This is a genomic window from Pantoea sp. AG1095, assembly GCF_003208415.1.
Taxonomy (GTDB): domain Bacteria; phylum Pseudomonadota; class Gammaproteobacteria; order Enterobacterales; family Enterobacteriaceae; genus Pantoea; species Pantoea leporis.
In genome coordinates this window covers 183995-210162 of the sequence record NZ_QKMJ01000009.1, presented here as the reverse complement: position 1 = coordinate 210162, position 26168 = coordinate 183995, and the positions used below count along the sequence as shown (strand labels likewise).

General features: G+C 55.7%; 24 protein-coding genes. 6 read left to right on the top strand and 18 right to left on the bottom strand.

The genetic code is table 11. From position 1 onward, the window contains the following. Nucleotides 1–157: 157 nt before the first annotated feature. Genes hemG through pepQ form a run of 4 tightly spaced genes read right to left on the bottom strand, consistent with a single transcriptional unit; the run spans nucleotide 158 to nucleotide 4139 of the window. Nucleotides 158–694, bottom strand: coding sequence for a menaquinone-dependent protoporphyrinogen IX dehydrogenase (gene hemG, locus DEU53_RS17995; protein ID WP_110867943.1), 537 nt, complete (start codon nucleotides 692–694; stop codon nucleotides 158–160). A 17-nt stretch (nucleotides 695–711) separates the two neighbouring features. After that, a complete protein-coding gene (gene trkH / locus DEU53_RS17990) occupies nucleotides 712–2163 on the bottom strand; it encodes a Trk system potassium transporter TrkH (protein ID WP_110867942.1) in 1452 nt (483 codons plus the stop codon). A gap of 27 nt (nucleotides 2164–2190) precedes the next feature. Then, nucleotides 2191–2808 (bottom strand): IMPACT family protein, encoded by a 618-nt coding sequence (locus DEU53_RS17985; protein ID WP_101763724.1) that lies wholly within the window; start codon nucleotides 2806–2808, stop codon nucleotides 2191–2193. After that, on the bottom strand, nucleotides 2808–4139 hold the full coding sequence (gene pepQ, locus DEU53_RS17980; RefSeq protein WP_110867941.1) for a Xaa-Pro dipeptidase: 1332 nt from the start codon (nucleotides 4137–4139) through the stop codon (nucleotides 2808–2810). The genes DEU53_RS17985 and pepQ overlap by 1 nt, the downstream gene beginning before the upstream one ends. A 186-nt stretch (nucleotides 4140–4325) precedes the next feature. Here pepQ and fadB point away from each other — a divergent pair, with 186 nt between their 5' ends. Both fadB and fadA read left to right on the top strand, forming a co-directional pair. Next, nucleotides 4326–6509: a fatty acid oxidation complex subunit alpha FadB gene (gene fadB, locus DEU53_RS17975; protein ID WP_110867940.1), complete on the top strand. Its 2184-nt coding sequence runs from the start codon at nucleotides 4326–4328 to the stop codon at nucleotides 6507–6509. Nucleotides 6510–6519: 10 nt separating this feature from the next. After that, nucleotides 6520–7683, top strand: coding sequence for an acetyl-CoA C-acyltransferase FadA (gene fadA, locus DEU53_RS17970; protein ID WP_101763726.1), 1164 nt, complete (start codon nucleotides 6520–6522; stop codon nucleotides 7681–7683). A gap of 117 nt (nucleotides 7684–7800) precedes the next feature. Here fadA and fre read toward each other — a convergent pair whose 3' ends face one another. The 3 genes from fre to pepE all read right to left on the bottom strand — a co-directional run bounded on the left by fre (nucleotide 7801) and on the right by pepE (nucleotide 10831). Further along, entirely contained in the window at nucleotides 7801–8502 is a 702-nt protein-coding gene (gene fre / locus DEU53_RS17965; RefSeq protein WP_101763727.1) for an NAD(P)H-flavin reductase, read from the bottom strand. A 39-nt stretch (nucleotides 8503–8541) separates the two neighbouring features. Beyond that, the gene (ubiD, locus tag DEU53_RS17960) at nucleotides 8542–10026 is read right to left on the bottom strand and encodes a 4-hydroxy-3-polyprenylbenzoate decarboxylase (protein WP_101763728.1); all 1485 of its coding nucleotides are present in this window, start codon (nucleotides 10024–10026) and stop codon (nucleotides 8542–8544) included. 73 nt (nucleotides 10027–10099) lie between these two features. Further along, nucleotides 10100–10831 carry a dipeptidase PepE gene (gene pepE, locus DEU53_RS17955; RefSeq protein ID WP_110867939.1) on the bottom strand — a complete coding sequence of 244 codons (732 nt, stop codon included), beginning with the start codon at nucleotides 10829–10831 and terminating at the stop codon, nucleotides 10100–10102. 209 nt (nucleotides 10832–11040) lie between these two features. On the opposite strand from pepE, the gene rfaH reads away from it, so the two are divergent. After that, on the top strand, nucleotides 11041–11529 hold the full coding sequence (gene rfaH / locus DEU53_RS17950; protein ID WP_101763730.1) for a transcription/translation regulatory transformer protein RfaH: 489 nt from the start codon (nucleotides 11041–11043) through the stop codon (nucleotides 11527–11529). Here rfaH and tatD read toward each other — a convergent pair. From tatD to udp, 10 genes are all read right to left on the bottom strand, one after another. Beyond that, entirely contained in the window at nucleotides 11526–12308 is a 783-nt protein-coding gene (gene tatD, locus DEU53_RS17945; RefSeq protein ID WP_110867938.1) for a 3'-5' ssDNA/RNA exonuclease TatD, read from the bottom strand. The genes rfaH and tatD overlap by 4 nt on opposite strands. Nucleotides 12309–12392: 84 nt before the next feature. After that, complete coding sequence (tatC, locus tag DEU53_RS17940; RefSeq protein WP_101763732.1) at nucleotides 12393–13151, bottom strand: Sec-independent protein translocase subunit TatC; 759 nt, start codon at nucleotides 13149–13151, stop codon at nucleotides 12393–12395. A 2-nt stretch (nucleotides 13152–13153) separates the two neighbouring features. Next, entirely contained in the window at nucleotides 13154–13681 is a 528-nt protein-coding gene (tatB, locus tag DEU53_RS17935; RefSeq protein ID WP_110867937.1) for a Sec-independent protein translocase protein TatB, read from the bottom strand. Between the two features lie 2 nt (nucleotides 13682–13683). Then, on the bottom strand, nucleotides 13684–13938 hold the full coding sequence (gene tatA, locus DEU53_RS17930; RefSeq protein ID WP_008105810.1) for a Sec-independent protein translocase subunit TatA: 255 nt from the start codon (nucleotides 13936–13938) through the stop codon (nucleotides 13684–13686). Nucleotides 13939–14048: 110 nt separating this feature from the next. After that, nucleotides 14049–15686: a ubiquinone biosynthesis regulatory protein kinase UbiB gene (gene ubiB / locus DEU53_RS17925; RefSeq protein ID WP_101763734.1), complete on the bottom strand. Its 1638-nt coding sequence runs from the start codon at nucleotides 15684–15686 to the stop codon at nucleotides 14049–14051. Next, nucleotides 15683–16288, bottom strand: coding sequence for an SCP2 domain-containing protein (locus DEU53_RS17920; protein ID WP_110867936.1), 606 nt, complete (start codon nucleotides 16286–16288; stop codon nucleotides 15683–15685). Before DEU53_RS17920 ends, ubiB begins: the two co-directional genes overlap by 4 nt. Before the next feature lie 6 nt (nucleotides 16289–16294). Continuing rightward, nucleotides 16295–17053 carry a bifunctional demethylmenaquinone methyltransferase/2-methoxy-6-polyprenyl-1,4-benzoquinol methylase UbiE gene (ubiE, locus tag DEU53_RS17915; RefSeq protein WP_008105805.1) on the bottom strand — a complete coding sequence of 253 codons (759 nt, stop codon included), beginning with the start codon at nucleotides 17051–17053 and terminating at the stop codon, nucleotides 16295–16297. 75 nt (nucleotides 17054–17128) lie between these two features. Continuing rightward, a complete protein-coding gene (rmuC, locus tag DEU53_RS17910; protein WP_101763736.1) occupies nucleotides 17129–18640 on the bottom strand; it encodes a DNA recombination protein RmuC in 1512 nt (503 codons plus the stop codon). Nucleotides 18641–18842: 202 nt separating this feature from the next. Beyond that, nucleotides 18843–20114 (bottom strand): tetratricopeptide repeat protein, encoded by a 1272-nt coding sequence (locus DEU53_RS17905; RefSeq protein WP_110867947.1) that lies wholly within the window; start codon nucleotides 20112–20114, stop codon nucleotides 18843–18845. 99 nt (nucleotides 20115–20213) lie between these two features. Beyond that, the gene (gene udp, locus DEU53_RS17900; RefSeq protein WP_110867935.1) at nucleotides 20214–20975 is read right to left on the bottom strand and encodes a uridine phosphorylase; all 762 of its coding nucleotides are present in this window, start codon (nucleotides 20973–20975) and stop codon (nucleotides 20214–20216) included. A gap of 301 nt (nucleotides 20976–21276) precedes the next feature. Between udp and DEU53_RS17895 the strand changes: the two genes are divergently transcribed. After that, a complete protein-coding gene (locus DEU53_RS17895) occupies nucleotides 21277–22113 on the top strand; it encodes a dienelactone hydrolase family protein (protein WP_110867934.1) in 837 nt (278 codons plus the stop codon). Nucleotides 22114–22154: 41 nt separating this feature from the next. On the opposite strand, the gene metE is transcribed toward DEU53_RS17895, so the two are convergent. Beyond that, nucleotides 22155–24425 carry a 5-methyltetrahydropteroyltriglutamate--homocysteine S-methyltransferase gene (metE, locus tag DEU53_RS17890; RefSeq protein WP_110867933.1) on the bottom strand — a complete coding sequence of 757 codons (2271 nt, stop codon included), beginning with the start codon at nucleotides 24423–24425 and terminating at the stop codon, nucleotides 22155–22157. Between the two features lie 135 nt (nucleotides 24426–24560). Here metE and metR point away from each other — a divergent pair, with 135 nt between their 5' ends. Together metR and DEU53_RS17880 are read left to right on the top strand one after the other, a co-directional pair. Then, entirely contained in the window at nucleotides 24561–25493 is a 933-nt protein-coding gene (gene metR / locus DEU53_RS17885) for an HTH-type transcriptional regulator MetR (RefSeq protein ID WP_110867932.1), read from the top strand. Nucleotides 25494–25586: 93 nt separating this feature from the next. Then, on the top strand, nucleotides 25587–26066 hold the full coding sequence (locus DEU53_RS17880; protein ID WP_110867931.1) for a DUF1456 family protein: 480 nt from the start codon (nucleotides 25587–25589) through the stop codon (nucleotides 26064–26066). Nucleotides 26067–26168 lie beyond the last annotated feature (102 nt).

Sequence of the window (26168 nt, the reverse complement as noted above, 5' to 3'; positions counted from 1 at the left end):
CATCCGGCGGGATGAATTTCTTCACTCCCTGCCGAGCCGTCTGCGTTGCCGCTTTGCCGTCTCAGTGGTGGCGCATTATAGGGAGTTATTCGGAGGTGACAAGGGTTAATTGCAAATAAATTACTGTTCGACCTAAATTTCGCCACAACGCTGTATTTCACAACGATTTGCCTGGTAACTGCGCAAAACCCTGGGCAAAAAGCGCCACTTTATTCCAATCGGTGTACTCCACTTCTTTCGATGTATCGGTTTCCCCGCCGGTCATACGCATAATGAATTGAATCATGACGCGATCAAACCAGCGATAACGCGGATAACGCAACGCCCCAGCGAAAACCGCACAGCAATCGGGTTGCCACGGTGACTGCTCCAGGAACTTGCGCGTATACGCATTGGTCTCTGGCGTACACTTATCTGCTTTACGCGCCGTCAGGTTGACACTAAAGAAGCCGCTCACCCGCTGCTGCAGCTGTGCTCTGTGCTGGGTGACAAATTTCAGCAACGCCGGATTGAAATGGCCATAGCGGATCGAAGCACCAATCAGCACGCGATCATACTGCAACCAATCAATCTGCTGCGCATGCAGTAAATCGATCACGTCGCATAGCTGATGCGGCACTAAGGTCTGCGCAATGCGCGCGGCAATGTCACGGGTTTGTCCATCGCGGCTGGAATACAGAATCAACGCTTTCATTACTCAATCCTATTTTATTATTCGCGCCAAAAGGTCGGCGTGAACAGCACCAGCAGCGTGAACACTTCAAGGCGTCCAAACAGCATGGTTAAAATCAAAATCCACTTCGCGACATCATTCATTGAAGTGAAGTTGTCTGCTACCACACCCAAACCGGGCCCGAGGTTATTCAGGGTCGCGGCCACGGCAGCAAAAGCCGAGAAGTCATCCACGCCAGTGGCGATGATCGCCAACATGCTGAGCAGGAACACCAGAGCATAAGCTGAGAAGAAACCCCACACCGCTTCGAGGATACGTTCCGGCAGCGCGCGGTTACCCAGCTTGATGGTGTAAACCGCATTCGGGTGCACCAATCGCTTCAGTTCACGCGAACCCTGTTTGAACAGCAGAAGAATGCGAATCACCTTCAAACCGCCGCCGGTTGAACCCGCCATGCCGCCGATAAAAGCCGAGCACAGTAGCAGCACCGGCAGGAACAGCGGCCAGCGTGCAATGCTGTCGGTGGTGAAACCGGCCGTGGTCGCCATTGATACCACCTGGAAAAACGCCTGATTCAGCGTTTGCCAGCCGCTGGCGTACACATTGTGGAACCACAACACTATGGTACAGATCAGCACTAAGGTCAGTTGTACGCCAATAAACATGCGGAATTCGGGATCGCGCCAGTACACTTTCAGGTTGCGACCACTTAATAAAGAGAAGTGCAGGCCATAGTTACAGCCCGAGATCAGCAGAAATACCGCGACAATGGTGTTGATAGTTGGGCTATTAAAGTAGCCGATGCTGGCATCATGGGTTGAGAACCCGCCAATCGCGATCGTCGAGAAGCTATGGCCGATAGCATCAAACATCGGCATGCCCGCCAGCCACAGCGCCACCGCGCACGCCACGGTGAGCAATACGTAGATCAGCCACAGCGTTTTAGCTGTTTCTGCGATACGCGGGCGCATCTTGTTATCTTTCAACGGTCCCGGCATTTCGGCGCGATAGAGCTGCATGCCACCCACGCCCAGAATGGGCAGAATCGCCACCGCCAGCACAATGATCCCCATCCCGCCGAGCCACTGCAGCATCTGACGATAGAACAAAATCGCTTTAGGCAACGTATCCAGTCCCACCAGCGTGGTGGCGCCGGTGGTAGTGAGGCCAGAGAAGGACTCAAAGAAGGCATCAGTGATTGAGAGATGCGGCTGCTCGGCGAAGATAAACGGCATCGCACCGACGCTGCCCAACACGGTCCAGAACAGCACCACGATAAGGAAGCCTTCGCGCGGCTTGAGTTCGGTTTTCTGCTTGCGGTTTGGCCACCACAGCAGTGAACCGATAACGATCGCCATCATAAAGGTCTGACTGAACGCGCGCCCGCCACCATCACGGTAAATCAAGGCGACGAGGCCCGGTAAAATCATGGTCACCGAGAACAGAATCACCAGCAGGCCCACGATGCGGGTAATGGCGCGAAAATGCATTCAGCCGTTTCCTTTAAACAGAAGCTTTTAGTTTGTCAGCGGGATGAGCGTCAGCGCGCCCCGGCTGTAATCAGACAGGTTTTGGCGAAAGCCATCAATCTGCGCATGCGGCAACGCTAAACGCAGCGCAATACGATCCTGATAATGGCTCTCTTCTATAATGCCGTCAAAACGTTGCAGCAAGCGTTCGATGTCGCTGAGTTGGGCGTAATCGCACTGCAGGGTAAAAGATTCCATCGGCACTTTACGCTGACGCGCCAGTTGCTTCAGTCCTTGCTGCACGCCGCCGCCATAAGCTTTTACCAGGCCGCCGGTGCCCAGCATAATGCCGCCATAATAACGCACTACCACCGCGGTGATCTCACCGACACCGCTACCCATCAGCTGGGCCAGCATCGGTTTGCCCGCGGTGCCAGAAGGTTCGCCATCATCGGAGAAACCCAGCTGCTGCGAATCATCCGGCGCACCCGCCACCCACGCACAGCAGTGATGCCGCGCGGTAGGATGTTCCTGCTTCACCTGCTGCACAAACGCACGCGCCGCTTCCACGCCGGCCGTGTGCGCCAGCAAGGTGATGAAGCGGCTTTTCTTGATGGTTTCCTCACTGAGACTCACGGCCTGAGCGGGAATGTCGTAAGCATCCATCAGGCAAGGTGCAGGTCGCGCGTCATGTTTTCAATGCGATTAGCGTGAACCACCACGTTATCCTCGATACGAATACCGCCGTAAGGTTTCAGTGCATCAATTGCCGCCCAGTCAAAGTATTGGCTGAACTTGCCGCCGCGCAGCTTCGTCAGCAGCGAATCGATAATATAGAAGCCCGGTTCGATAGTCAGCACCATGCCAGGTTCCAGCACGCGCGTACAACGCAAATACGGATATTGCGACGGTGCCGCCAGATGCGTGCCATTGTCGTCCTGCATAAAGCCAGCCACATCGTGCACCTGCAGGCCGAGCGGATGTCCAAGGCCGTGCGGCATAAACGGACCGGTTAAATCTTCCGTCACCAGCGTCTCTTCAGTCAGGCCTTTCACCAACTCGAACTTCAGCAGCAGACGCGCAATGCGCTGATGCATCTGCAGATGATAATCGGTATAGCGCACGCCGGCTTTCAAGGTGGCGATCAGCGCCAGCTCTTCCTTGTTCATCGCCGCAACCATGTCGGCATAGCGCGATTTGCTCTGCGCCGCGTAGCTGCGCGTCAGGTCAGCGGCGTAACCGAGGTATTCCGCGCCGGCGTCAATCAGGAAGCTGTGGCGTTTGGCCGGCGGCTGATGATCCAGTTTGGTGTAGTGCAGCACCGCGGCATGTTCATTGAGCGCAATGATGTTGCCATAAGGCACATCGGTATCGCGATGGCCGGTTGCGGTCAGATAGGCGATATTGATATCAAACTCGCTCATGCCAGAGAAGAACGCCTCTTTGGCAGCGCGATGGCCCGCCACCGCCAGCTTCTGCGCTTCGCGCATACACGCCAGTTCATAGTCGGTTTTGATACTGCGATGATAATGCAGGAAATCGATCACGCCTTTCGGGTTCACCTGCTCGCTGTTAATACCGAGCTGGGAAGCGCGTGACGGCACCGGACCGATATAGGCTACGTTTTCACGCTGTGCTGGCAGCAGCTGCGCGATCTCATCGGCACTCTTCAGGCCAATCACCTCCACATCGTTAGTCCAGAAGCTGTTTGGCAGCGGCTCAACGTTGTGCCAGTAATCAACCGGCGAATAGAACCACAGCTTGGGTTTATTCACGCCATCAATCCATAACCAGCAGTTTGGCACCTGCGTCACCGGCACCCACGCTTTGAACTGGGGATTCACCTTAAACGGATAGTCGTGATCGTCGAGAAAAACGGTCAACAGCTCGCCGGAATGAATCAGCATGGCATCAAGCTTAAAGCGAGCCAGCACCTGCTGCGCTCGCTGCTGCAGCGTATTGATGTGCGCGTGATACAGGGTTTTCAGTGAATCCATGGACTTGTCTCCGATGTCGCGAAAGTGGCCGCAGTGTAGCACAGCCGTGTTAGCGATGCCGTGCTGCGCGCGCTGTGATCGTTGTATCAAATAATCAAACTCTCGTTTGCAAATAATTAACATCACACTCACACTCCAACTCATCTGGTATGACCAGATCAACTTTCGCGGTTTCAGGAGACGGACATGCTCTACCAAGGCGATACCCTTTCAGTTCACTGGCTTGACGACGGCATCGCCGAGCTGGTTTTCGATGCGCCCGGTTCGGTGAACAAACTCGATACCAAAACCGTTGCCTCATTGGGCGAGGCATTAAGCGTATTGGAACAGCAACCCGCGCTGCGCGGCCTGTTGCTCTCGTCGGCCAAACCGGCATTTATCGTTGGTGCCGACATCACAGAATTCCTGTCGCTGTTTGATGCGCCAGAAGAGAAGCTGAGCCAGTGGCTGGCGTTTGCCAACAGCATCTTCAATCGTTTAGAGGATTTGCCGGTGCCCACCGTGGCCGCCATCGACGGCTATGCGCTGGGCGGCGGCTGTGAATGCATACTGGCGACCGACTTCCGCATTGCCACGCCGACCGCACGCATTGGCCTGCCGGAAACCAAACTGGGCATTATGCCGGGCTTCGGCGGCAGCGTGCGCTTGCCGCGCCTGCTTGGCGCCGATAGCGCGATGGAGATTATCGCCGCCGGTAAAGATGTTGATGGCAGCAGCGCCCTGAAACTCGGTTTGGTGGATGCGGTGGTCAGCAGCGACAAACTACATGCCGCTGCGCTGACCGTATTGCAGGACGCCATCGTGCAGGGCAACTGGCAGACACGCCGCGCGCCGAAGCTGGTACCGCTGAAACTCAGCCCGATTGAAGCCGCCATGAGCTTCACCATCGCCAAAAGCATGGTGCTGCAAACCGCGGGCAAACACTATCCGGCACCGATCACCGCCATCAAAACCATTGAAGCTGCCGCCAGCCTCGGACGTGATGATGCGCTGAAGCTGGAAACCGCCGCGTTTGTGCCGCTGGCGCAGAGCGATGTGGCACGCGCGTTGGTCGGTATCTTCCTTAACGATCAGTACGTCAAAGGCCTGGCGAAAAAGCACAGCAGTGCGGCCGGTGCGCCGCAGCAAGCGGCAGTATTAGGCGCAGGCATTATGGGCGGCGGCATTGCTTATCAATCGGCGTGGAAAGGTGTGCCGGTGATGATGAAAGATATCAATCCGCAGGCATTAACGCTGGGCATGACCGAAGCCAGCAAGCTGCTGAACAAACAGCTGGAGCGCGGCAAAATTGACGGCGCGAAACTGGCGAGCGTACTCACCACCATTCAGCCCACGCTGGATTACGCCGGATTCGAACGCACCGACGTGGTGGTAGAAGCGGTAGTAGAGAATCCGCAGATCAAAGCCAAAGTGCTGGCAGAGACCGAACAGCATCTGCGCGAGGACGCCATTCTCGCCTCCAACACCTCAACCATTCCGATTAGCCAGCTGGCGCAAGCCCTGAAACGTCCGGAAAACTTCTGCGGCATGCACTTCTTCAATCCGGTACCGCGTATGCCGCTGGTTGAAGTGATTCGCGGTGAGAAAACCTCAGAAGCGACCCTCAGTAAAGTGGTGGCCTGGGCGAGCAAAATGGGCAAGACGCCGATTGTGGTGAATGACTGTCCCGGCTTCTTTGTGAATCGCGTGCTGTTCCCCTACTTCGCCGCCTTCAGCCTGCTGCTGCGCGACGGCGCGGATTTCCGTCAGATCGATAAAGTGATGGAAAAACAGTTCGGCTGGCCGATGGGCCCCGCGTGGCTGCTGGATGTGGTCGGCATTGATACCGCGCATCACGCTCAGCAGGTGATGGCGCAAGGTTTCCCGTCTCGCATGCAGAAAGATTATCGCGACGCGATCGACGTGCTGTTTGACGCCAAACGGTACGGCCAGAAAAACGGTCAGGGCTTTTACCGCTGGGAGCAGGATAAAAAAGGCAAAGCGCAGAAGAGAGCCGATGCGGCTGTCGATGCGCTGCTGGAACCGATTTGCCAGCCGAAGCGCGTGTTCAGCGATGACGAGATCGCCAACCGCATGATGCTGCCGATGCTCAACGAAGTGGTGCGCTGCCTCGAAGAGAAGATCATCGCTTCACCGGCCGAAGCTGATATGGCGCTGGTGTACGGTTTAGGCTTCCCGCCGTTCCGTGGCGGCGCGTTCCGCTACATGGATACGCTGGGCAACAGCAACGTGGTCGATCAGGCCAAACGTTATACCGCGCTCGGCCCGCTGTATGCGCTGCCGGAGCTGCTGTTGCAAAAAGCCCATCAGCATCAGAGCTGGTATCCCGCGGTGCAACCGATTGACGAAGCGGCGCTGCAAAGTGCCTGAGGTAATAAAAATGGAAAAAGTGGTGATTGTTGATGCGGTCCGCACGCCGATGGGCCGCTCCAAAGGCGGTGCGTTTCGTCAGGTGCGGGCGGAAGATCTCTCGGCGCATTTGATGCGCGAGCTGCTGAGCCGCAACCCGGCGGTTGATCCCGCCACGCTGGACGACATTATCTGGGGCTGCGTGCAGCAGACGCTGGAGCAAGGCTTCAACATTGCACGTAACGCCGCGCTGCTGGCGGAGATCCCGCATCGCGTACCTGCCAGCACCGTCAACCGCCTGTGCGGTTCGTCGATGCAGGCGCTGCACGACGCGGCACGCGCGATTATGGTTGGCGATGCGCACAGCTGCCTGATTGGCGGTGTAGAACATATGGGCCACGTGCCGATGAGCCACGGCGTGGATTTCCATCCGGGTCTGGGTCGCACGGTGGCGAAGGCGGCGGGCATGATGGGTTTAACAGCCGAGATGCTGGCGCGCATGCATCACATTACGCGTGAGCAGCAGGATGCTTTTGCGCTGCGTTCGCACCAGCGCGCCTGGGCAGCAACCCAGCGCGGCGACTTCAAGCGTGAAATTGTGGCGACCTACGGCCACGACGCCGACGGCGTGTTGAAGCGCTTTGAGAGCGACGAAGTGATCCGCGAAGAGACCAGCCTCGAAGGATTGGCTGCGCTGCGCCCGGCATTCGATCCGGTCAACGGCACCGTGACCGCAGGCAGCTCATCCGCGCTTTCCGACGGCGCAGCCGCGATGTTGATCATGAGTGAAAGCCGCGCACGCGAACTCGGTCTGACAGCGCGCGCGCGCATTCGCAGCATGGCGGTGGTTGGCTGCGATCCGTCGATTATGGGTTACGGTCCGGTTCCCGCCAGCAAGCTGGCGCTTAAGCGCGCCGGATTGAGCGTGCAGGATATCGACCTGTTCGAGTTCAACGAGGCTTTTGCCGCACAGGCGCTGCCATGCATTAAAGACATGGGCTTGCTGGAACAGCTGGATGAGAAAGTGAATTTGAATGGCGGCGCGATTGCGCTCGGTCATCCGCTGGGATGTTCCGGTGCGCGTATCAGTACTACGCTGCTGAATCTGATGGAACGTCGCGATGTGCAATTTGGTCTGGCGACCATGTGCATTGGCTTAGGCCAGGGCATCGCCACGGTGTTCGAACGGGTTTAATACGTTAATGTTGCACGTGTTACCGCCCTTTCGGGCGGTTTTTTTACGCAATACATTGCGCCGCGACGAATCCGTGCACATCATCGTAGCGGCGCGATTTATCGCGTTCTGTTGACCTTAAATAAAGGCAAACGCATCGCCAAACATCTGCGCTTCCAGCGCACCGCGCTCGGCGCAGAAACGCTCACGCGCAATCTTCGCCATCTCAAAACGACCGGCAATATAGATATCGTGCTCGCTGAGCGACGCGAAATCCTGCATCACCGCCGTCAGCACCGTACCGCTGCGTCCGGTCCAGTCATCCGCCGGTTGTTCAACCACCGGAATCACTTTCAGGTTCGGATGCTTCACCGCCAGCGCATTCAGCTCATCCAGATCGTACAGATGCATTAGCTCACGGCCGCCCCAGTAAATCGCAATCTCGCGATCGGGTTGCTGTGCGAGCGCGGTCAGCAGAATAGAACGCGCATAGGAGAAGCCGGTACCGCCCGCGATCAGAATGATCGGACGCTCGCTATCTTCACGCAGCCAGGCATCTCCGTGCGGCATATCAACCGTAATCTGGCGATCGTTCTTGATGCGGTCCATCACCGCCATCGCGTAGAGATTGAGATCCGACGCGCCGATGTGCAGCTCAATGATGTCCTTTTCCATTGGCGTAGAAGCCAGTGAAAACGGGCGCTTATCGCGCTCATCCATCACCACCATCAAATACTGTCCGGCGCGGAAGTTAAAATCCGCCGCCGGAATTAAACGAACGCGGTAAACCGTGTCCGTAATCGCTTCAACCGAAGTCACTTTGCAGCTTAACGTTGTCATGCGTTCCCTTTTTCTTCGGGTCTAATTGGTCTGCCGCCGTTAGCGCTGCGGCGGCTCGGCAAAGATAGCTAACTCATCCCAAATGGCGTCAATGCGCGCGGTCACCGCCGGATCTTTCACAATCGGCGTGCCCCACTCGCGCGTGGTTTCACCCGGCCACTTATTGGTCGCATCAAGTCCCATCTTCGAGCCTAAGCCGGAAACCGGCGAGGCGAAGTCGAGATAATCGATGGGCGTGTTCTCAACCAGCACCGTATCGCGTGCCGGATCCATGCGGGTGGTAATCGCCCAAATCACATCATTCCAGTCACGCGCGTTGACGTCGTCATCGCACACAATCACGAACTTGGTGTACATGAACTGACGCAGGAACGACCACACGCCGAACATCACGCGCTTGGCGTGACCCGCGTACTGTTTCTTGATCGTCACTACCGCGAGGCGATAAGAGCAGCCCTCCGGTGGCAGATAGAAATCAACGATCTCCGGGAACTGCTTGATCAGAATCGGCACCAGCACTTCATTGAGCGCCACGCCCAGCACCGCCGGTTCATCCGGTGGACGTCCGGTGTAGGTTGAATGATAAATCGGGTTGCGACGTTGCGTTACATGCGTCACGGTAAACACCGGGAAGCTATCTACTTCATTGTAGTAGCCTGTGTGGTCGCCGTACGGACCTTCCGGCGCGACATCGCCCGGCTCGATATAACCTTCCAGCACGATTTCCGCGCTGGCCGGCACTTCGAGTTCGTTCGAAACGCACTTCACCACTTCGGTTTTGTTACCGCGCAGCAAACCGGCAAAGGCGTATTCGGAGAGTGTATCCGGCACCGGCGTTACCGCGCCGAGAATAGTGGCAGGATCGGCGCCCAGCGCCACCGACACCGGGAAACGTTCGCCCGGATGCGCTTTACACCACTCCTGGAAATCCAGCGCGCCGCCGCGATGCGACAGCCAGCGCATAATCACGCGGTTCTTGCCGATCACCTGCTGACGATAGATACCCAGATTTTGTCGCTCTTTATGCGGGCCGCGCGTAACGGTCAATCCCCACGTAATCAGCGGCGCAGCATCGCCCGGCCAGCATTTCATCACCGGGATGCGCGACAGATCGACGTCATCGCCGCTGAAAATCTCTTCCTGGCACGGCGCATTGCGCAGGCGCTTGGTCGGCATGTTCAGCACTTGCTTGAACTGCGGCATCTTATCGAACAGATCGCGGAAGCCTTTTGGTGGCTCCGGCTCTTTCAGGAACGCCAGCAGTTTGCCCACTTCGCGCAACGCACTGACCTCTTCCTGGCCCATGCCCATCGCCACGCGTTTGGGTGTGCCAAACAGATTACACAGCACCGGCATGTCGTACCCTTTCGGGTTTTCGAACAGCAGCGCCGGGCCGCCAGCGCGCAGCGTGCGGTCGGCAATTTCCGTCATCTCTAACTCAGGATCGATCTCCTGAGTGATGCGCTTTAACTCGCCACGCTGTTCCAGCAATGCGAGGAAGTCTCGTAAATCCTGATATTTCATGCGGCTTTAGCTTTCCGGCCAGAGTGAAACGCCATTATAGAGGCGTTTTACGCTGACATGTTGAGGTTTTACGTCAGGCAGGCTGACAGGAAAACGGCACCAGCGACTGAATCGCCAATACATCGTGATAAGCAGTAATCGGCTCGCCGTGACGGAACACTTTGAAGTCTTCACCGCGTGCGCTGTAGTAACGCAGGCGATTTTCGCTCACGTGCAGGAAGCTGGCTTCACGCAGCGCAATCACCGATTCATGCGGGTTAACGGCACAGAACTCGGCCAGTCGTTCATCACGCGTTTCGCCCATATGGCCGCTGACGTGCGCATCAAGATAATGCGGATTGATCTGCACCGGGAACAAACCCAGCGCGGGCAACACTACGCTGTTGCGCACCGGCATATCATTGGTGGTGCGAATGGAAGGCGTTGCCACATTGCAACCGGCGCTCCAGCCGACGTACGGCACATCACGCTCGCGCACCGCGCGTTGGATAGCGACGATCAAGCCGTGCTCGTGCAGCATTTGATTGAGGAACCAGGTATTTCCGCCGCTCACCAGAATCAGCTCAGCTTGTTCAATCGCCGCAACGGGCGATGCAAACTCGTGCACGGTGCGCACGTCAATGCCTAACGACGCGGATAAGTCCTGCGCGCGCTGCGCGTGATCGCCACGAATAATCGCGTACGGCACCAGCACCGCCGAAGTGATGCCGCGCTGGGCGATCATCGCATGCAGCTGCGGGTGGGCGTAACTTAACAGCGGCGCATCGTCAGCCACTTTACCGTTACTCAACAGGAACAGTTCCATCAGCCACTCCTTTTCAATCGAAAGATGGGGAGGGAGTCTGATACAGATGGTCGCCGGCCGTCAATTTTCTTGCAAGAAAGCGTAAATAAGCCGCATCAATCGGATAAATCGTAGTGAAATTGTTTTCAGCGCCCGGTTTCCACCCGCCGATGCGCTATAACTCTGACAACTGATTTGATATTCTTAGCGTCCATTATTTGGGAGCGGTTATGGAATCCTGGTACTTACTCTATTGCAAACGTGGACAACTGTTGCGCGCGAAAGAGCATCTTGAGCGGCAAGAGGTGAATTGCCTCAGCCCGATGATCGCTCTGGAGAAGATTGTGCGCGGTAAACGCACCACCGTGAGTGAGCCGCTGTTTCCCAACTATCTGTTTATCGAATTCGATCCCGAAGCGATTCACACCACCACCATCAGCAGCACGCGCGGCGTCAGCCACTTCGTGCGCTTTGGCACCATGCCGGCCACCGTATCAAATGATGTGATCGAAGCGCTGCAAACCGACGTGCCGCAGATCGTGCTTGATGCGGAAACCCCGCAAAGCGGTGATGAAGTGATCATCACCGATGGCACGTTCGAAGGATTGCGCGCCATTTTTGCCGAGCCGGATGGCGAAACGCGCTCCGTTCTGCTGCTCAACATGCTGAACAAACAGGTGATGCGCAGCGTGGATAACAAACAGTTCCGTAAACTCTAAGCGAGTTTAAACAGCTGACGCGCGTTGAGATTAACCTGCGCGCCCAGCGCTTCCGCCTCCTCGCCACGCCAGTTCGCCACCTGCTGCACAATATGCGGCAGGAAGCATGGCTCATTGCGGCGCGAAGTGGGACGCGGATGCATATCGCGCGGCAGTAAATACGGTGCGTCGGTTTCCAGTAACAGGCGCTCAGCCGGAATCAGCGGCAGCAATTCACGCAGTTCCATGCCGCGACGCTCGTCGCATACCCAACCGGTAATGCCCACCGACAATCCCAGCGCCAGACACGCTTGCAGCTCGTCACGCGTACCAGTAAAGCAGTGCACGACTGCACCAACCAGCTTCGGTAGCCACGGCTCAACTACCGCAACAAAACGATCGTGCGCTTCACGGCAATGCAAAAACACCGGCAGCTGTAGCTCAGCGGCCAACGCCAGCTGCGCATCGAAAGCGTATTCCTGCTGATCGTGGGCCGAAAGATTGCGATTGAAATCCAGGCCACATTCGCCAATCGCGACCACCTGCTCACTTTCGGCCAGGCGACGCAAGGTATTCGCGGTTTCCGCCGACCATTCACTGGCATGGTGCGGATGGACGCCGGCGGTTGACCAGCAATAGCCCGCGTGCAATGCCGCCAGCTGCCGCGCCTGCTGGCTCTCCAGCGCGTTGGTGCCGGTAATTAACAGGCCGGTGACGCCTGCTTCGCGCGCACGTTTTACCACCTGCTCGCGATCTTTTGCGAATTGCGTGCTGGTCAGGTTTACACCGATATCAAACATGTCTTCTCCCCAATAAAAAACCGCCCAACGGGGCGGTTTAGATTCATCTTCCCGCGCGCTGCGGGATGCCCTGCATTAAGGACATCAGGATTCGGTGTTGTGTTCCTCATCCGAAGACTGACGTCCTTTACCCACATAGTAGCGGGAGAAGAATACGCCGACTTCAAACAGGCAGTACATCGGAATAGCGAGCAAAGTTTGCGAGAAAACATCCGGCGGTGTGAGCAACATCCCAACCACGAACGCGCCAACCAACATGTAAGGACGTTTCTTTTTCAAATCTTCTGGTGAAGTTATGCCGGTCCAGCACAGCAGCACAATTGCAATCGGCACCTCAAACGCCACGCCGAAGGCCATGAAAATCGTCATGACGAAGTCGAGGTAGTTGGTGATATCCGTTGCGATGGTCACGCCTTGCGGCGCGGTTTTGGCGAAGAAGCCAAATGCCAGCGGGAACACGATGAAGTAAGCAAACGCCACGCCGACGTAAAACAGCAGCGTACTGGAGAACAGCAGCGGCATCACCAGTTTGCGTTCGTGGCGATAGAGCGCGGGCGCCACAAAGGCCCACACCTGATACAAAATCACCGGCACGGCCAGAAACACCGAAACGATGATGGTCAGCTTGATCGGCGTGAAGAATGGCGATGCGACGTCGGTAGCGATCATGCTCGCCCCGGCTGGCATCTGGCTGATCAGCGGCGACGCGACCAGATGGTAAATATCATTCGCGAAATAGACCAGACACAAAAAGATGACTAAAACAGCGATGATGCAATTCAACAAACGCTTGCGCAGCTCAATCAAATGGCTAATGAGCGGTTGGGTATCTTCAACGGCCATGTTTATCGTTCATCTTTTACGAGAGAAGTCTTCGCGGTGCTTTCAGGAGCACTGGCGACGGGAGGGGTTTCTGCGGCAGAGATTTCGTCAGTAGGCTGCGGAGTCTGTGCAGTCGCACTGGTTTGATGTTCTGCTGCTGCGGGCGTGACCGCAGGTGAAGTCACGGGCTGCACGGCGGCTGGCGAAGTCTGATGAATAGTGTTGGCTTCATCTTCCTCTTTTTCGAGATCGATACTCTGCTGCACCGAACGCTTCATGGAGTCGGCGGTTTTACGCAGTTCCTCCATCGACTCTTTTAGCTCGGGTGACAACGTGCCACGGCCCGCTTCTTCCACCTTTTTCAGGCTGTCCTGCAATTCCTGCAGTTTCAACTCTTGCGCCAGTTCGTTTTGTACATTCGCGGCCAGTGAGCGAATGGCTCTGATCCAGCCGACGACGGTTTTCACCGCAACCGGTAACCGCTGCGGGCCAAGCACAATCAGCCCGATCACGAACACTAATACCAGTTCACTAAAACCAATGTCGAACACAGTTATACCTGCTTGTCGTTCCGGGCGTCGTCTTTAGTCGCCGTGGTTTGCTGTTTGTCTGCCAGAGTTTTGGCGTTGAAGTCAGCGTCCTGCTCTTTCGGTTGATCCTTTTTATCGTCTTCATCGCCCATAGCTTTTTTGAAGCCACGAATGGAAGATCCTAAATCCGAACCCAGGTTACGAAGCTTGTTGGTACCGAACAGAAGAACAACAATGACGGCAATGATTAACAATTGCCAAATACTGATACCGCCCATGAGATATGCCTCTAATATTCTGTGAAAAACTGTTGACTGTAACGCACAGAAAGCCCGTATGATTTCGGGCTTTAGCTTGCGACATTACGCGATTTGCACCAGGCAGACAATCAGTTTGTCTTGCGCCAGCCAATAAGCCAGGTGACGATGCCAGCGGCCATTAATAGCGCCGGGAAGAAATCCCAATCCGGTCGACTTAACAGCACGGCGGTGCCACTTAATAACAGTGTAGCGCCTACACCAAACAGATAGCGCGCCTGATGATTGCGTGTTCGCTGTACGTTTAAATCGGTGACGAGTTTATCGACGCTGTGCTTCAATAATTTGTGCTGGCGCATGCTGTCGTAAAATAGCTCCGGCAACTCCGGCAGTTTTTCCGCCCAGTACGGCGCTTTCTCTTTCACCGCCCGCAAAATCGCCGGGATACCAATTTGATCTTTGATCCAATCTTCGAGGAAAGGCTTGGCCGTTTTCCACAGGTCAAGCTGCGGATAGAGTTGGCGGCCAATCCCTTCGATATACAGCAGCGTCTTCTGCAACAGTACCAGCTGCGGCTGAACTTCCATATTGAAGCGACGCGCGGTGTTGAACAGGTTCAGCAGCACGTGGCCAAACGAAATCTCAGCCAGCGGTTTTTCGAAAATCGGCTCACACACGGTACGAATGGCAAACTCAAAGTCTTCGACGTTGGTATCGGCCGGTACCCAGCCAGAATCCACATGCAGCTCGGCCACTTTGCGGTAATCGCGGTTAAAGAAGGCGATGAAGTTCTCGGCCAGATAGCGCTTATCTTCTTTGTTCAGCGAACCGACGATACCGCAGTCGATGCCGATGTATTGCGGATCTTCCGGGTGATCGTAGCTGACGAAGATATTGCCGGGATGCATGTCGGCGTGGAAGAAGCTGTCACGGAACACCTGGGTGAAGAATACCTGCACACCGCGCTCGGCCAGCAGTTTCATGTTAACGCCGTGCTGCTCCAGCGTGGCGATATCTGAGATCGGAATGCCGTAAATGCGCTCCATCACCATCATCGATTCGCTGCAATAATCAGAGAACACTTCCGGCACATACAGCATGCGGCTTTGGTCAAAATTACGACGCAGCTGGATGGCGTTCGCCGCTTCACGCAGCAGATTCAGCTCATCAATTAAGGTCTTTTCGTAATCGCGCACCACTTCCACCGGACGCAGACGACGACCATCCGGCAACAAACGCGGCACCCACCGCGCCAGACGGTAAATCAGTCGCATATCGGCTCTGATCACCGGCAGGATGTCGGGACGAATCACTTTGATCACCACCGCGCGGCCGTTGGATTTCAGCGTCGCGGTATGCACCTGCGCGATAGAAGCTGAGGCCAGCGGTTTGATATCGAAGTCTTCAAACCAGGTTTCCACCGGGCCGCCAATCGACTTTTCAATCTGCTGTTTGGCTTTCACGCCATCAAATGGCGCAACGCGGTCCTGCAGCACCGCCAGTTCATCGGCAATCGCTGGTGGGAACAGATCGCGACGCGTCGAGAGCATTTGACCGAATTTGATCCACACCGGCCCCAACTGCTCCATCGCTAAACGGATGCGCACGCCGGCGGAAGCGTCTTTATGTTGGTTGGGGATCCAGAAGATGCAACGCCGCCACAAGCGTAAAAGCAGCGTGAAGCGCATGCGGGGAATCAGTTCATCAAGGCCGTAAGTCAGAAAGATCTTGATGATGAAGTATAAGCGCCGAATTTCTCCCAGCGTCATTTCGCCTCCAGCTGTGCCAAACGCGTTTCAAACGCATTGAGCGAACGTTCTATCGCTTCCACTTCCTCGCAAAACCATGCCAGTTCCAGTGCGCCCGGCGCAACGCGCCACTCTTCCGTCAGCACCTGACCAAGATAATCCTGGCGGCGGATGAACTGCTGCTGCACGAACTTCAGCGCCTGCTGTGCGGCCTGGCTTACGCCTTGCGCAGCGATATCGCCAATCCACGGTGCAAGATATTCCGCCGGATCCAGCTCGGCGAGATCCATCAGTGCGGAGAATTGCTGTACCACCTGCAAGTCGCCGTCCACCTCCAGTTCACCGCTACGAATCAGGCTGGTGAGCTGCTGGCGATCGCGCAGTTTCGGCAAAGTACTGACACGCAAACTCACCGTGCAGTCGCTGTTGTCTTGCCAATCACTCAGCACATCGAGTTGCGATTCGCTAAATACCAGCACCAAAGGAAAATCGAGCTCTTGCAGACGCAGCATCAATACCTTGCCAGCCAAACGCTGGCGTGCGGCTTTCAGGCTGCGATCGCGATAGAGAACACGGTTCAGGGCGGTCTCAAGACCGCCGGTGATGAGAGGAGTTAAAGTCATGATGGATTAGAATTTAAATCCGCGATGCAGCGCGACAATACCGCCAGTCATGTTGAAGTAGGTGGTATTTTCAAAGCCCGCATCGTTCATCATCGCTTTCAGGGTTTCCTGATCGGGATGCATACGAATCGACTCCGCCAGATAGCGATAGCTTTCAGCGTCTTGCGCCACCAGCTGACCAATACGCGGCAGAATGTGGAATGAATAGGTATCGTAGGCTTTGCTGAGCGGCTCCAGCAACGGCTTCGAGAACTCCAGCACCAGCAGACGTCCGCCTGGCTTCAGCACGCGGAACATTGATGCCAGCGCTTTCTCTTTTTCGGTCACGTTACGCAAGCCGAATGAGATGGTGATGCAATCGAAGTAGTTATCCGGGAACGGCAGCGCTTCGGCATTCGCCTGCACATAGCTGACATTGCCCGACACGCCGAGATTACGCAGCTTTTCGCGGCCCATCTTCAGCATCGAGCTGTTGATGTCTGCCAGCACAACCTGGCCGGTTTCGCCCACCAGACGTGAGAATTTTGCCGTGAGATCGCCGGTACCACCCGCCAGATCCAACACGCGCTGACCGCGGCGCACGCCGCTGCTGTCAATGGTAAAACGCTTCCAGACACGATGGATGCCAAACGACATCAAATCGTTCATCAGGTCATATTTTGCCGCGACGGAGTGAAACACGTCCGCAACTTTATCGGCCTTTTCGCTTTTCGCGACGGTCTGGAAGCCAAAATGGGTAGTTTCCTGCTGTGATTCATCTGCCATCGGTTTTACCTGTTCCACAAACAATTCTTGCCGAAGTGTATCAGAGTCGCGCTACACGAGCACGCGACCACCGTGCTATTCGTTGATGCGGCGCAGCGAGTCTGTTGTTGGTTCTGCAACGTTTTCATCCTCGGTGCGATCGTCTGCCCAATCTTCATCCGCTTCTTCCGGCTGCGCTTGTTCAACCAGTTGCGGATTAATCGGACGTTTGATCTCCACGCCAAGCGAACGGAACGCTTCACTTTGTGCGATCAGATTGCCGCGCCCTTCAGACAGCTTTTTCATCGCCTGATGATAGCTTTGCTGCGCTTTGTCGAGATTGTGCCCGATGCCACTCATGTCATCGACAAACAGCCGCATTTTGTCGTACAGCCGCGTTGCCCGGTCGGCGATGCGCTGTGCGTTGCGGCTTTGATGCTCATAACGCCAGAGGTTATTAATAGTACGTAGTGCCACCAGCAACGTGGTCGGGCTGACCAGCATAATGTTCTGCTGTAACGCTTCGCTGATCAGCTCGGGCTGACGATCAATCGCCAGCAGAAACGCCGGTTCCACCGGGATAAACATCAACACATAATCAAGAGAGCGTAAACCGGGCAATTGTTGGTAATCTTTACGGCTCAGCAGGCGAATGTGTCCGCGCATGGCACTAATGTGTTCCTGAATCGCCTGCTCACGCGTGGCTTCATCGTCGGCATTGAAGTAGCGCTCGTAGGCCACCAGCGTCATTTTGGCGTCGATCACCACATCTTTACCCTGCGGCAAACGCACGATCACATCCGGTTGCATCCTGCCCTGCTGTTCCAGCTGCACGCTAACCTGCGTTTGGTATTCGTAGCCTTCACGCAGGCCCGATGCTTCCAGCACGCGGGCCAATACCACTTCGCCCCAGTTTCCCTGAATTTTATTGTCGCCTTTTAGCGCTTTAGTAAGATTGACCGCTTCCTGCGCCATCTGTGCGTTGAGTTGCTGTAGCTGGCGAATTTCGTGGGTCAGCGTGTGACGTTCACGCGCTTCCAGGCCAAAGCTGTCGGTGACCTGACGGCGGAAACCGTCCAGCTGTTCACGCAGCGGGCCAATCAGGCTGTTCAGGCTTTGACGGTTTTGTTCATCGACGCGCCGCCCGCTGTTTTCGAAGATGCGATTGGCGAGATTTTCAAACTGCGCGCTGAGGCGCTGTTCGCTGTTGGTCAGTAGTCGCTGCTTCTCTTCTGCACCGTAGCGCGTCTCTTCAAGACGAATGGTCACTTCGCGCAGTTCGGCTTCCTGCGCGCTGTTCACTTCAAGCTGATTTCGCAGTTCACGGCTGAGTTGTTCACTTTCGCCGCGCCAGTAATCAAGCTGCTGCAAACGTTCCTGCGCACCGCTCAGTGCACCGTGTAGCTGGCGCATCTCCTGTTCGCGTTGTTGGATTTGCTGCTGTAACTGTTCGAGCTGCTGCTGCTGACGCTGCTGCGCCTCTTCCAGCAGGCGACGCTCGGTGGTGAAGCTGGCGTGCTGATGACCGGCGCGCAGTTGAGCAATGATCCAGCCAATGCCCAAACCGGCCAGCGCCAGCGCGCCGCTAATGATAAGTTGCTGATCCATAATCCCCCCGCGGATCGACTTGCTGAGGGAAAAGGTAGAGCTCTACTGTATGAATGTCCAGATTTTTTTCCCTTCATACTTCAAGCCGCGGATGCGTTGGCTGCACGTTCTCACCCCAGTCACTTACTGATGTAAGCTCCCGGGGATTCGCTCGCTTGCCGCCTTCCTGCGACTCGAATTATTTAGGGAAAACGTTCTCTAATTAGAGGGCTTTTACGGTGAGATCGCCCGCTTTCCACGCATCAATCAGGAAGAAGGGCATCGGCAACACCCATTCGGTTTCACCCTGGATTTTGGCCGGATAGGTCCAGCTTTTCCCGTCGTAGGTGATCTCAACCTGCTGCCAGCCGTTCTCAGCGTTTTCGACCTGGCCCGCCATGCTGGCAAAACCGGCGTTACTACCGACGTGGAAGCTGTCGGTTTGCCAGCGAATCGGCTGATGCGCCGGCCACGGTTGTGCATGATGGAAGCGGAAAATATCGTCATGATTCAAGATGCTCTCACGTACCGTCGGCCACAGCGCCACTTTTAGGAAGTACTGATCGGTAAAGCGTTCGCTGCCTTCATATTGCGCAATAAAGTCACGCATCTGCTGCTCAACGTTATGGAACACGCCGTGGCAGCCGCCCCACATGCCCGCCAGCAGCAATTCAGTATGCGAGAAGTAATCGCGCATATGATGGAACCAGTAAGGCGAAGTCAGCCAGGCTTCTACCGCCACGACTTCGCGCTCGGACAGCAACGAATCCGCATCACGCACGATGTAGCGTTTGACGCTGGTATCGTCCATCACCAGAAAACGCCACAGCGTTGGGAAGATAGTTTTCTCATGCGACATATCCACCAGTTGGGTGTTTGGCTGCGTCAGGCGCTGCCAGACGTGCTGCGGCACGCTGTCGTCGAGATAGATGCGGCAGATCCAGTCGGGATAAAGCTCGCGCGCCACTTCGATGTTTTTAATCAAGGTTTCGCAGTAGCGTGGCTGACTGCCATACAGGCTAAAGGAGATGATATTTTCTGCCGGATTACTGCGGTTGATCGGCGGTGGTGTCTCAGAAGGGAAGGCGACTTTCGCCCCTTTACTGAAAGTCACATCAGATTTTTGCAGCGATTCGAGGCCGTAACGTGCCGCTTCATCTTCTTTATTCAACCAGCCGCACACTTCGGTTAATCCATCCAGCCAGGTTTCCGATGCCTGCGCACGCTGCGCGGCCGGAGCCTGGTAGATCTTCTGGTAAATTTTATAAGATTTTTTGTATTCGCCAACGCGCATCAGGGTGAGCGCGTAGTCGCTGAGCACCTGCATATGATGGGGCAAGACGCGCAGCACTTCTTCACAGCATTGACGCGCAAGAGGATAGTTATTCGCCGCCATCGCCTGGCGAAATCTCGCTGCTGCACCTTCAACGCGTGATTGTGCAGTAGCGGGATTATTCATGAAATTGGGACGTGAGACAGAAACCATTTTGCGCATAAGAAATTTCTCAGTAGCTGCTGAAATTGCGCGCATTCTAATCAGGAAGTTGCGGGATTCCTTATAAGCCTGGTCTCGAATTCATCCCTGACTGGCGCACTAAATTAAGCGACGCGCGGCTTCAACCACAATTTTCACCGCATCACTTTCGGTCTGCTTCATGGTCGCGGCATCCGGGATCTCTTTTTGCGTACGGTTCACGATGACGCCAGCCACCATGCCGGCACGCAGTCCCTGACTGGCGCACATGGTTAACAGTGTAGCGGATTCCATCTCATAGTTGAGGACGCCCATTTGCTGCCACTCTTCCATTGAGCCCTGGAAGCGATTCACCACGCGACCGGAGAAAGTGTCGTAGCGTTCCTGGCCTGGATAGAAGGTGTCAGATGAGGCGGTAATACCAATGTGGGTTTTCGCGCCGCACGCTTCTGCCGCTGCCACCAGCGCGGTGGTGCAGGTGAAATCAGCTACGGCCGGGAACTCCATCGGCGCAAAGTGCAGGCTGGCACCGTCGAGGCGTACCGAAGCGGTAGTGACCAGCACATCGCCCACATTAATATGCGGCTGAATAGCGCCAGTGGTGCCAACGCGCAGGAAGGTGCGCACACCCAGTTGCGCCAGCTCTTCAACCGCAATTGACGTTGAAGGTCCGCCGATACCGGTGGAGCACACCACAACCGGTTTGCCATCCACTTCAGCCAGATAGGTAGTGAATTCACGGTGTGAAGCCAGATGCTGTGGATTGTCCATCAACGCGGCGATTTTCTTTACGCGCTCAGGATCGCCAGGCACGATGGCCAACGTGGATCCTTTCAAATCAGCTTTAGTAATGCCAAGGTGGAAAACGTCAGACTGGGCCATAACAGACTCCTGATAATTGGGGATGAGCGCGCCACTCTACGTGAGCAGGCGGCATAAATATGTGACTCAATTCACCATCGATAATGAAACTTACATTATCAGAAAAACATTATGTGACATAAATCACACATTCACGCTGTGCAATTCTGAATTGCTACAAGCGGTGCTGTGTAAGTGTTGGTGGCAATGTTAATAGAGAAGCAGCACACGTGAAAAAATCCCTCTGTACCCTACGCCAGCCTTGCTTCACTTCGCCAGGCTATAGTTACGTGATTGCGCATTTGCTAGCACGGAGAGAACAATGAAAACCGAAGACAATATGGCACAAAAAACGGCACCCGGCGGCTTTGCACCGGCCGTTCAGCCCACCGCAAGCAGCACCATTATTACCGGCAGCGACGCGATTCATGCTGGCGAGACCTCAGTTGCGAGCCAGGGCGAAAACCTGCCTGCCTATTACGCCCGACCAAAAGAGTATCAAGGCACCTTGCCGGTTGTGTTGGTGGTGCAGGAGATTTTCGGCGTGCACGAGCATATCCGCGATGTCTGCCGCCGTCTGGCGCTGGAAGGTTATCTGGCCATCGCTCCGGAACTCTATTTCCGCGAGGGCGATCCCAACGATTACCACGACATTCCCACGCTGTTTAAAGAGCTGGTGAGTAAAGTTCCGGATTCGCAAGTGTTGTCCGATCTCGATCATGTGGCCAACTGGGCCACGCGCCACGATGGTGATATCCGTCGCCTGGCGATTACCGGTTTCTGCTGGGGCGGACGTATTAGCTGGCTGTTTGCCGCGCACAATCCGCAGGTGCGTGCAGCGGTGGCGTGGTATGGACGCTTAGACGGTGAGAAGACGCTGAAGCAGCAGAAGCATCCGATCGATATCGCGGTGGATCTCAACGCACCGGTGCTGGGCCTTTACGGTGGTCAGGATGAGAGCATCCCGCTGGAGAGCATTGATAAGATGCGTCAGGCGCTGCATGCCGCCAATGCCAAGGCGGAAATCGTGGTGTATCCGGATGCAGGACATGCTTTCAATGCGGATTATCGTGCCAGTTATCACGCCGATTCCGCCAAAGATGGCTGGCAACGCATGCTGGCGTGGTTCGCGCAGTATGGCGTAGCGCGAAACGCGTAATAATAGGGGGCGCATTTGCGCCCCAATCTCATTTACAGCGACTAAGCCGTTTCACCCCGCAGGTTTTGCGCCGCTTTTACCATGTTCGCCAGCGCCTGACGGGTTTCCGTCCAGCCACGCGTTTTTAGGCCACAATCCGGGTTAACCCACAGACGCTCTGCCGGGATGCTCTGCGCAGCTTTACGCAGCAACTCTTCCATCCACTCCACGCTCGGCACGTTTGGTGAGTGAATGTCATACACGCCCGGACCGATTTCGTTGGGATAGTCGAACTCCTTAAAGGTATCCAGCAGATCCATATCGGAACGTGAGGTTTCGATGGTGATAACATCCGCATCCAGCGCGGCAATCGAGTCCATGATGTCATTGAACTCGCAGTAACACATGTGGGTATGGATCTGGGTTTCATTCTGCGCCACGGCGGCATTGAGACGGAACGCATCCACCGCCCAGGTCAGGTACGCCGCCCAATCGGACTGATGCAGCGGCAGGCCTTCGCGCAGTGCCGGTTCATCAATCTGAATAATGCCAATACCGGCTTTTTCCAGATCTTCCACTTCGTCACGCAGCGCCAGCGCAATCTGTTTAGCGATGGTTTCACGGCTTACATCTTCACGCGGGAACGACCAGCAGAGAATCGTCACTGGACCGGTCAGCATGCCTTTCACCGGTTTGTCGGTCAGCGACTGCGCGTACTTCGCCCACTCAACGGTGATGGCTTGCGGACGGCTTACGTCGCCGATGATGATCGGTGGTTTAACGCAGCGTGAGCCGTAGCTCTGTACCCAGCCGTTTTGGGTGAACACGAAGCCGTCGAGGTTTTCGCCGAAGTATTCCACCATGTCGTTACGTTCTGCTTCGCCATGCACCAGCACGTCGAGGCCCAAACGTTCCTGCTCCACAATCGCCTGTTTGATGTGTTCGGCGATGCCAGTGCGATAGTTTCCACCATCAATGTTGCCTTTTTTAAAGTCGAGGCGCAGGCCTCGAATTTCGGTGGTTTGCGGGAATGAACCTATGGTGGTGGTCGGCCACGCTGGCAGGTTAAAGCGGTGACGCTGCGCTTTGGCACGCTCGGTATAGCTGCTGGCACGTTCAACGTCTCTGGCCTGAATTTTCGCCAGACGCTCACCGACTGCGGCATTGTGAACGCGCGTGGAGTTGGCACGCGCACGAATCGGTGCGCTCCACTCAACCAGCGAAGCGGCATCGTTGTTGTTCAGCGCATGACTCAGCAGTGCAAGCTCAGCGCACTTCTGCAGAGCAAAGGCGAACCAGCTTTTCACTTCCTCATCGAGGCGCGTTTCCACACTTAAGTCGATTGGGCTGTGCAGCAGCGAGCAGGATGATCCAATCCACAATTGTTGACGCTGCCCCACCAGCGGCTGCAGACGCGTAAACCAGCTGCTGAGATCGGCACGCCAGACGTTACGGCCATTGATTACGCCGACGGAGAGCAGCCAATCCGCGGGAATCTGCTGGTTCACCTGTTGGATGTCGTCTTTGCCGTGGACCAGGTCAACATGCAGACCTTGCACCGGCAGCACTTTGATCACGTCGAGGTTCTGACCAATGCTGTCGAAATAGGTGGTGAGCAGCAATTTGCTTTCGCCCTGCAGCGCGTCGTAAGCCGGTTTGAAGGCATCGCGCCACGCTTGCGGCAGCTCCAGCGCCAGTGCTGGCTCATCGATTTGTACCCATTCGATGCCGCGTTTTTTCAGTTCAGCCAGCACCTGTTGGTAAACCGGCAGAATGTCTTTGAGCAGTGACAGGCGGTCGAACGACGTACCTTTCACTTTACCCAGCCACAAATAGGTAACAGGACCCAGCAGCACCGGTTTAATCTTGTGCCCGAGCGCCAGCGCTTCATCAACCTCATCCAGCAACTGAGTCCAGGTCAGTTTGAACTGCTGCCCTTGAGTGAATTCCGGCACCATGTAGTGATAATTGGTGTTGAACCATTTGGTCATTTCCGCCGCTGCCGCCGGTTCACCGCTTGGTGCGCGGCCACGGCCAAGGCGGAACAGCGTGTCGAGATCGACCGAGCCATCCTGATTTTGGTGACGAGCTGGCACGTTACCCAGCAGCAGGCTGGTGGTGAGCACGTGATCGTACCAGGCGAAATCGCCGACTGGCAGCAGATCCACGCCCGCCTCTTTCTGCTGTTGCCAGTGACGGGCGCGCAGTTCACGCCCCACCGCCAGTAGCTCTTCCTGTGAGCTTTTACCTGCCCAATAGCTTTCCTGTGCTTTTTTCAATTCACGACGCAATCCAACGCGAGGGAAACCGAGAGTGTGGTTCAGAATGGTCATTTTCTGTTCTCCAGATATTCTTAACTGAATAGGGGGCAGAGATGTTTAGCCGTCCAGATGTTTACACCGCCATAATCTGCGGGTACTGTATGTTCCTCAAGCGCAATTTGTTCAATCTCGATGTGAAGGATTCTCATGATCGAACTCAAACACCTGCGGACGCTGCAGGCGTTACGGAACACCGGCTCGTTAGCTGCCGCCGCCTCCCAGCTTCATCAGACGCAATCGGCGTTATCCCACCAGTTCAGCGATCTGGAGCAGCGGCTGGGTTTTCGCCTGTTTGTGCGTAAAAGCCAGCCGCTGCGTTTTACGCCGCAGGGAGAGATTTTGCTGCAGTTGGCTGAGCAGGTTTTACCGCAGATTCAGCAGGCTTTGCAGGCGTGTCATGAGCCGCATCAGGCCACGTTACGTATCGCCATTGAGTGTCACAGCTGTATTCAGTGGCTGACGCCCGCGCTGAATAATTTCCGCCAGAGCTGGCCGCAGGTGGTGATGGATTTCAAATCCGGCGTGACCTTTGATCCGCAACCCGCGTTGCAACAGGGCGAGCTGGATGTGGTGTTGACCTCCGATATTTTGCCGCGCAGTGGATTGTTTTATTCACCGATGTTCGATTTTGAAGTGCGTTTGGTGATGGCACCGGATCATCCTTTGGCGCAGCTTGAGCACATTGCTCCGGAAGATATGGCCGATGAAGTGCTGATGATTTATCCGGTGCAGCGTCAGCGTTTGGATGTGTGGCGCCATTTCCTGCAGCCTGCGGGCGTCAGTCCAGCCTTGAAGAGCGTCGATAACACGCTGCTGCTGATTCAGATGGTGTCGGCGCGCATGGGCATCGCCGCGTTGCCACATTGGGTAGTAGAGAATTTTGAGCAGCAGGGTTTGGTGGTGACCAAAACCTTAGGCAATGGTTTGTGGAGCCGCTTGTATGCCGCCGTACGCGAAGGCGAGCAGCGTCAACCGGTAATGGAAGCCTTTGTGCGGTTTGCCCGTCAGCACGCCTGTGAACATCTGCCCTTCGTGCGCGATGCCGCGCGTCCCGGCTCACTGCAAATCACCTCATCCTGATGTTGTTGGGCGGCGAAGGTCGCCCGCGCTGTTATCCCTGCCCCGCCTGCTCTATAATGCGCCGCCTCAACCCGCGACCAAGAGAGTTTCACCATGATGAGTAACGATGTTCTGCGCAGCGTGCGCTATATGCTGGATTTGAGCGATAGCAAAGTGGTGGAGATTTTTGCCCTGGCGGGAAGTGAAGTGCCGCTGGAAGACGTGCAGGCGTGGATGAAGAAAGATGACGATGCCGCGTTTCGCAAGCTGCCAGATGTATTGATGGGCTATTTCCTTAACGGTCTGATTTTTTACCGTCGCGGTAAGAGTGAAGATGCGCCCGCGCCTTCGATTGAGCGCCGCATGAATAACAACATTTTCATGAAGAAATTGCGTATCGCCTTTGAGCTGAAGACCACCGATATTCCTGATGTGCTGCTGAAAGCGAACTTCAAGATTTCACAGGCTGAGGTTGGCGCGATTTTCCGCAACCCTGATCATAAGAATTTCCGCGAATGCGGTGACCAGATTCTGCGTAATTTCCTGAAAGGTTTGACGATGATTCATCGTCCGGCGCCGGCTAAGAAGGGTTAATCGCTTCTTTGTTCGAGCCGGGTCAGGGATAGCGCGGCAGATCGCAAAGGGAAACCACTTCCTTGTGGATCAGCCTCGCCATCCATGGCTCGGATGCTTTGC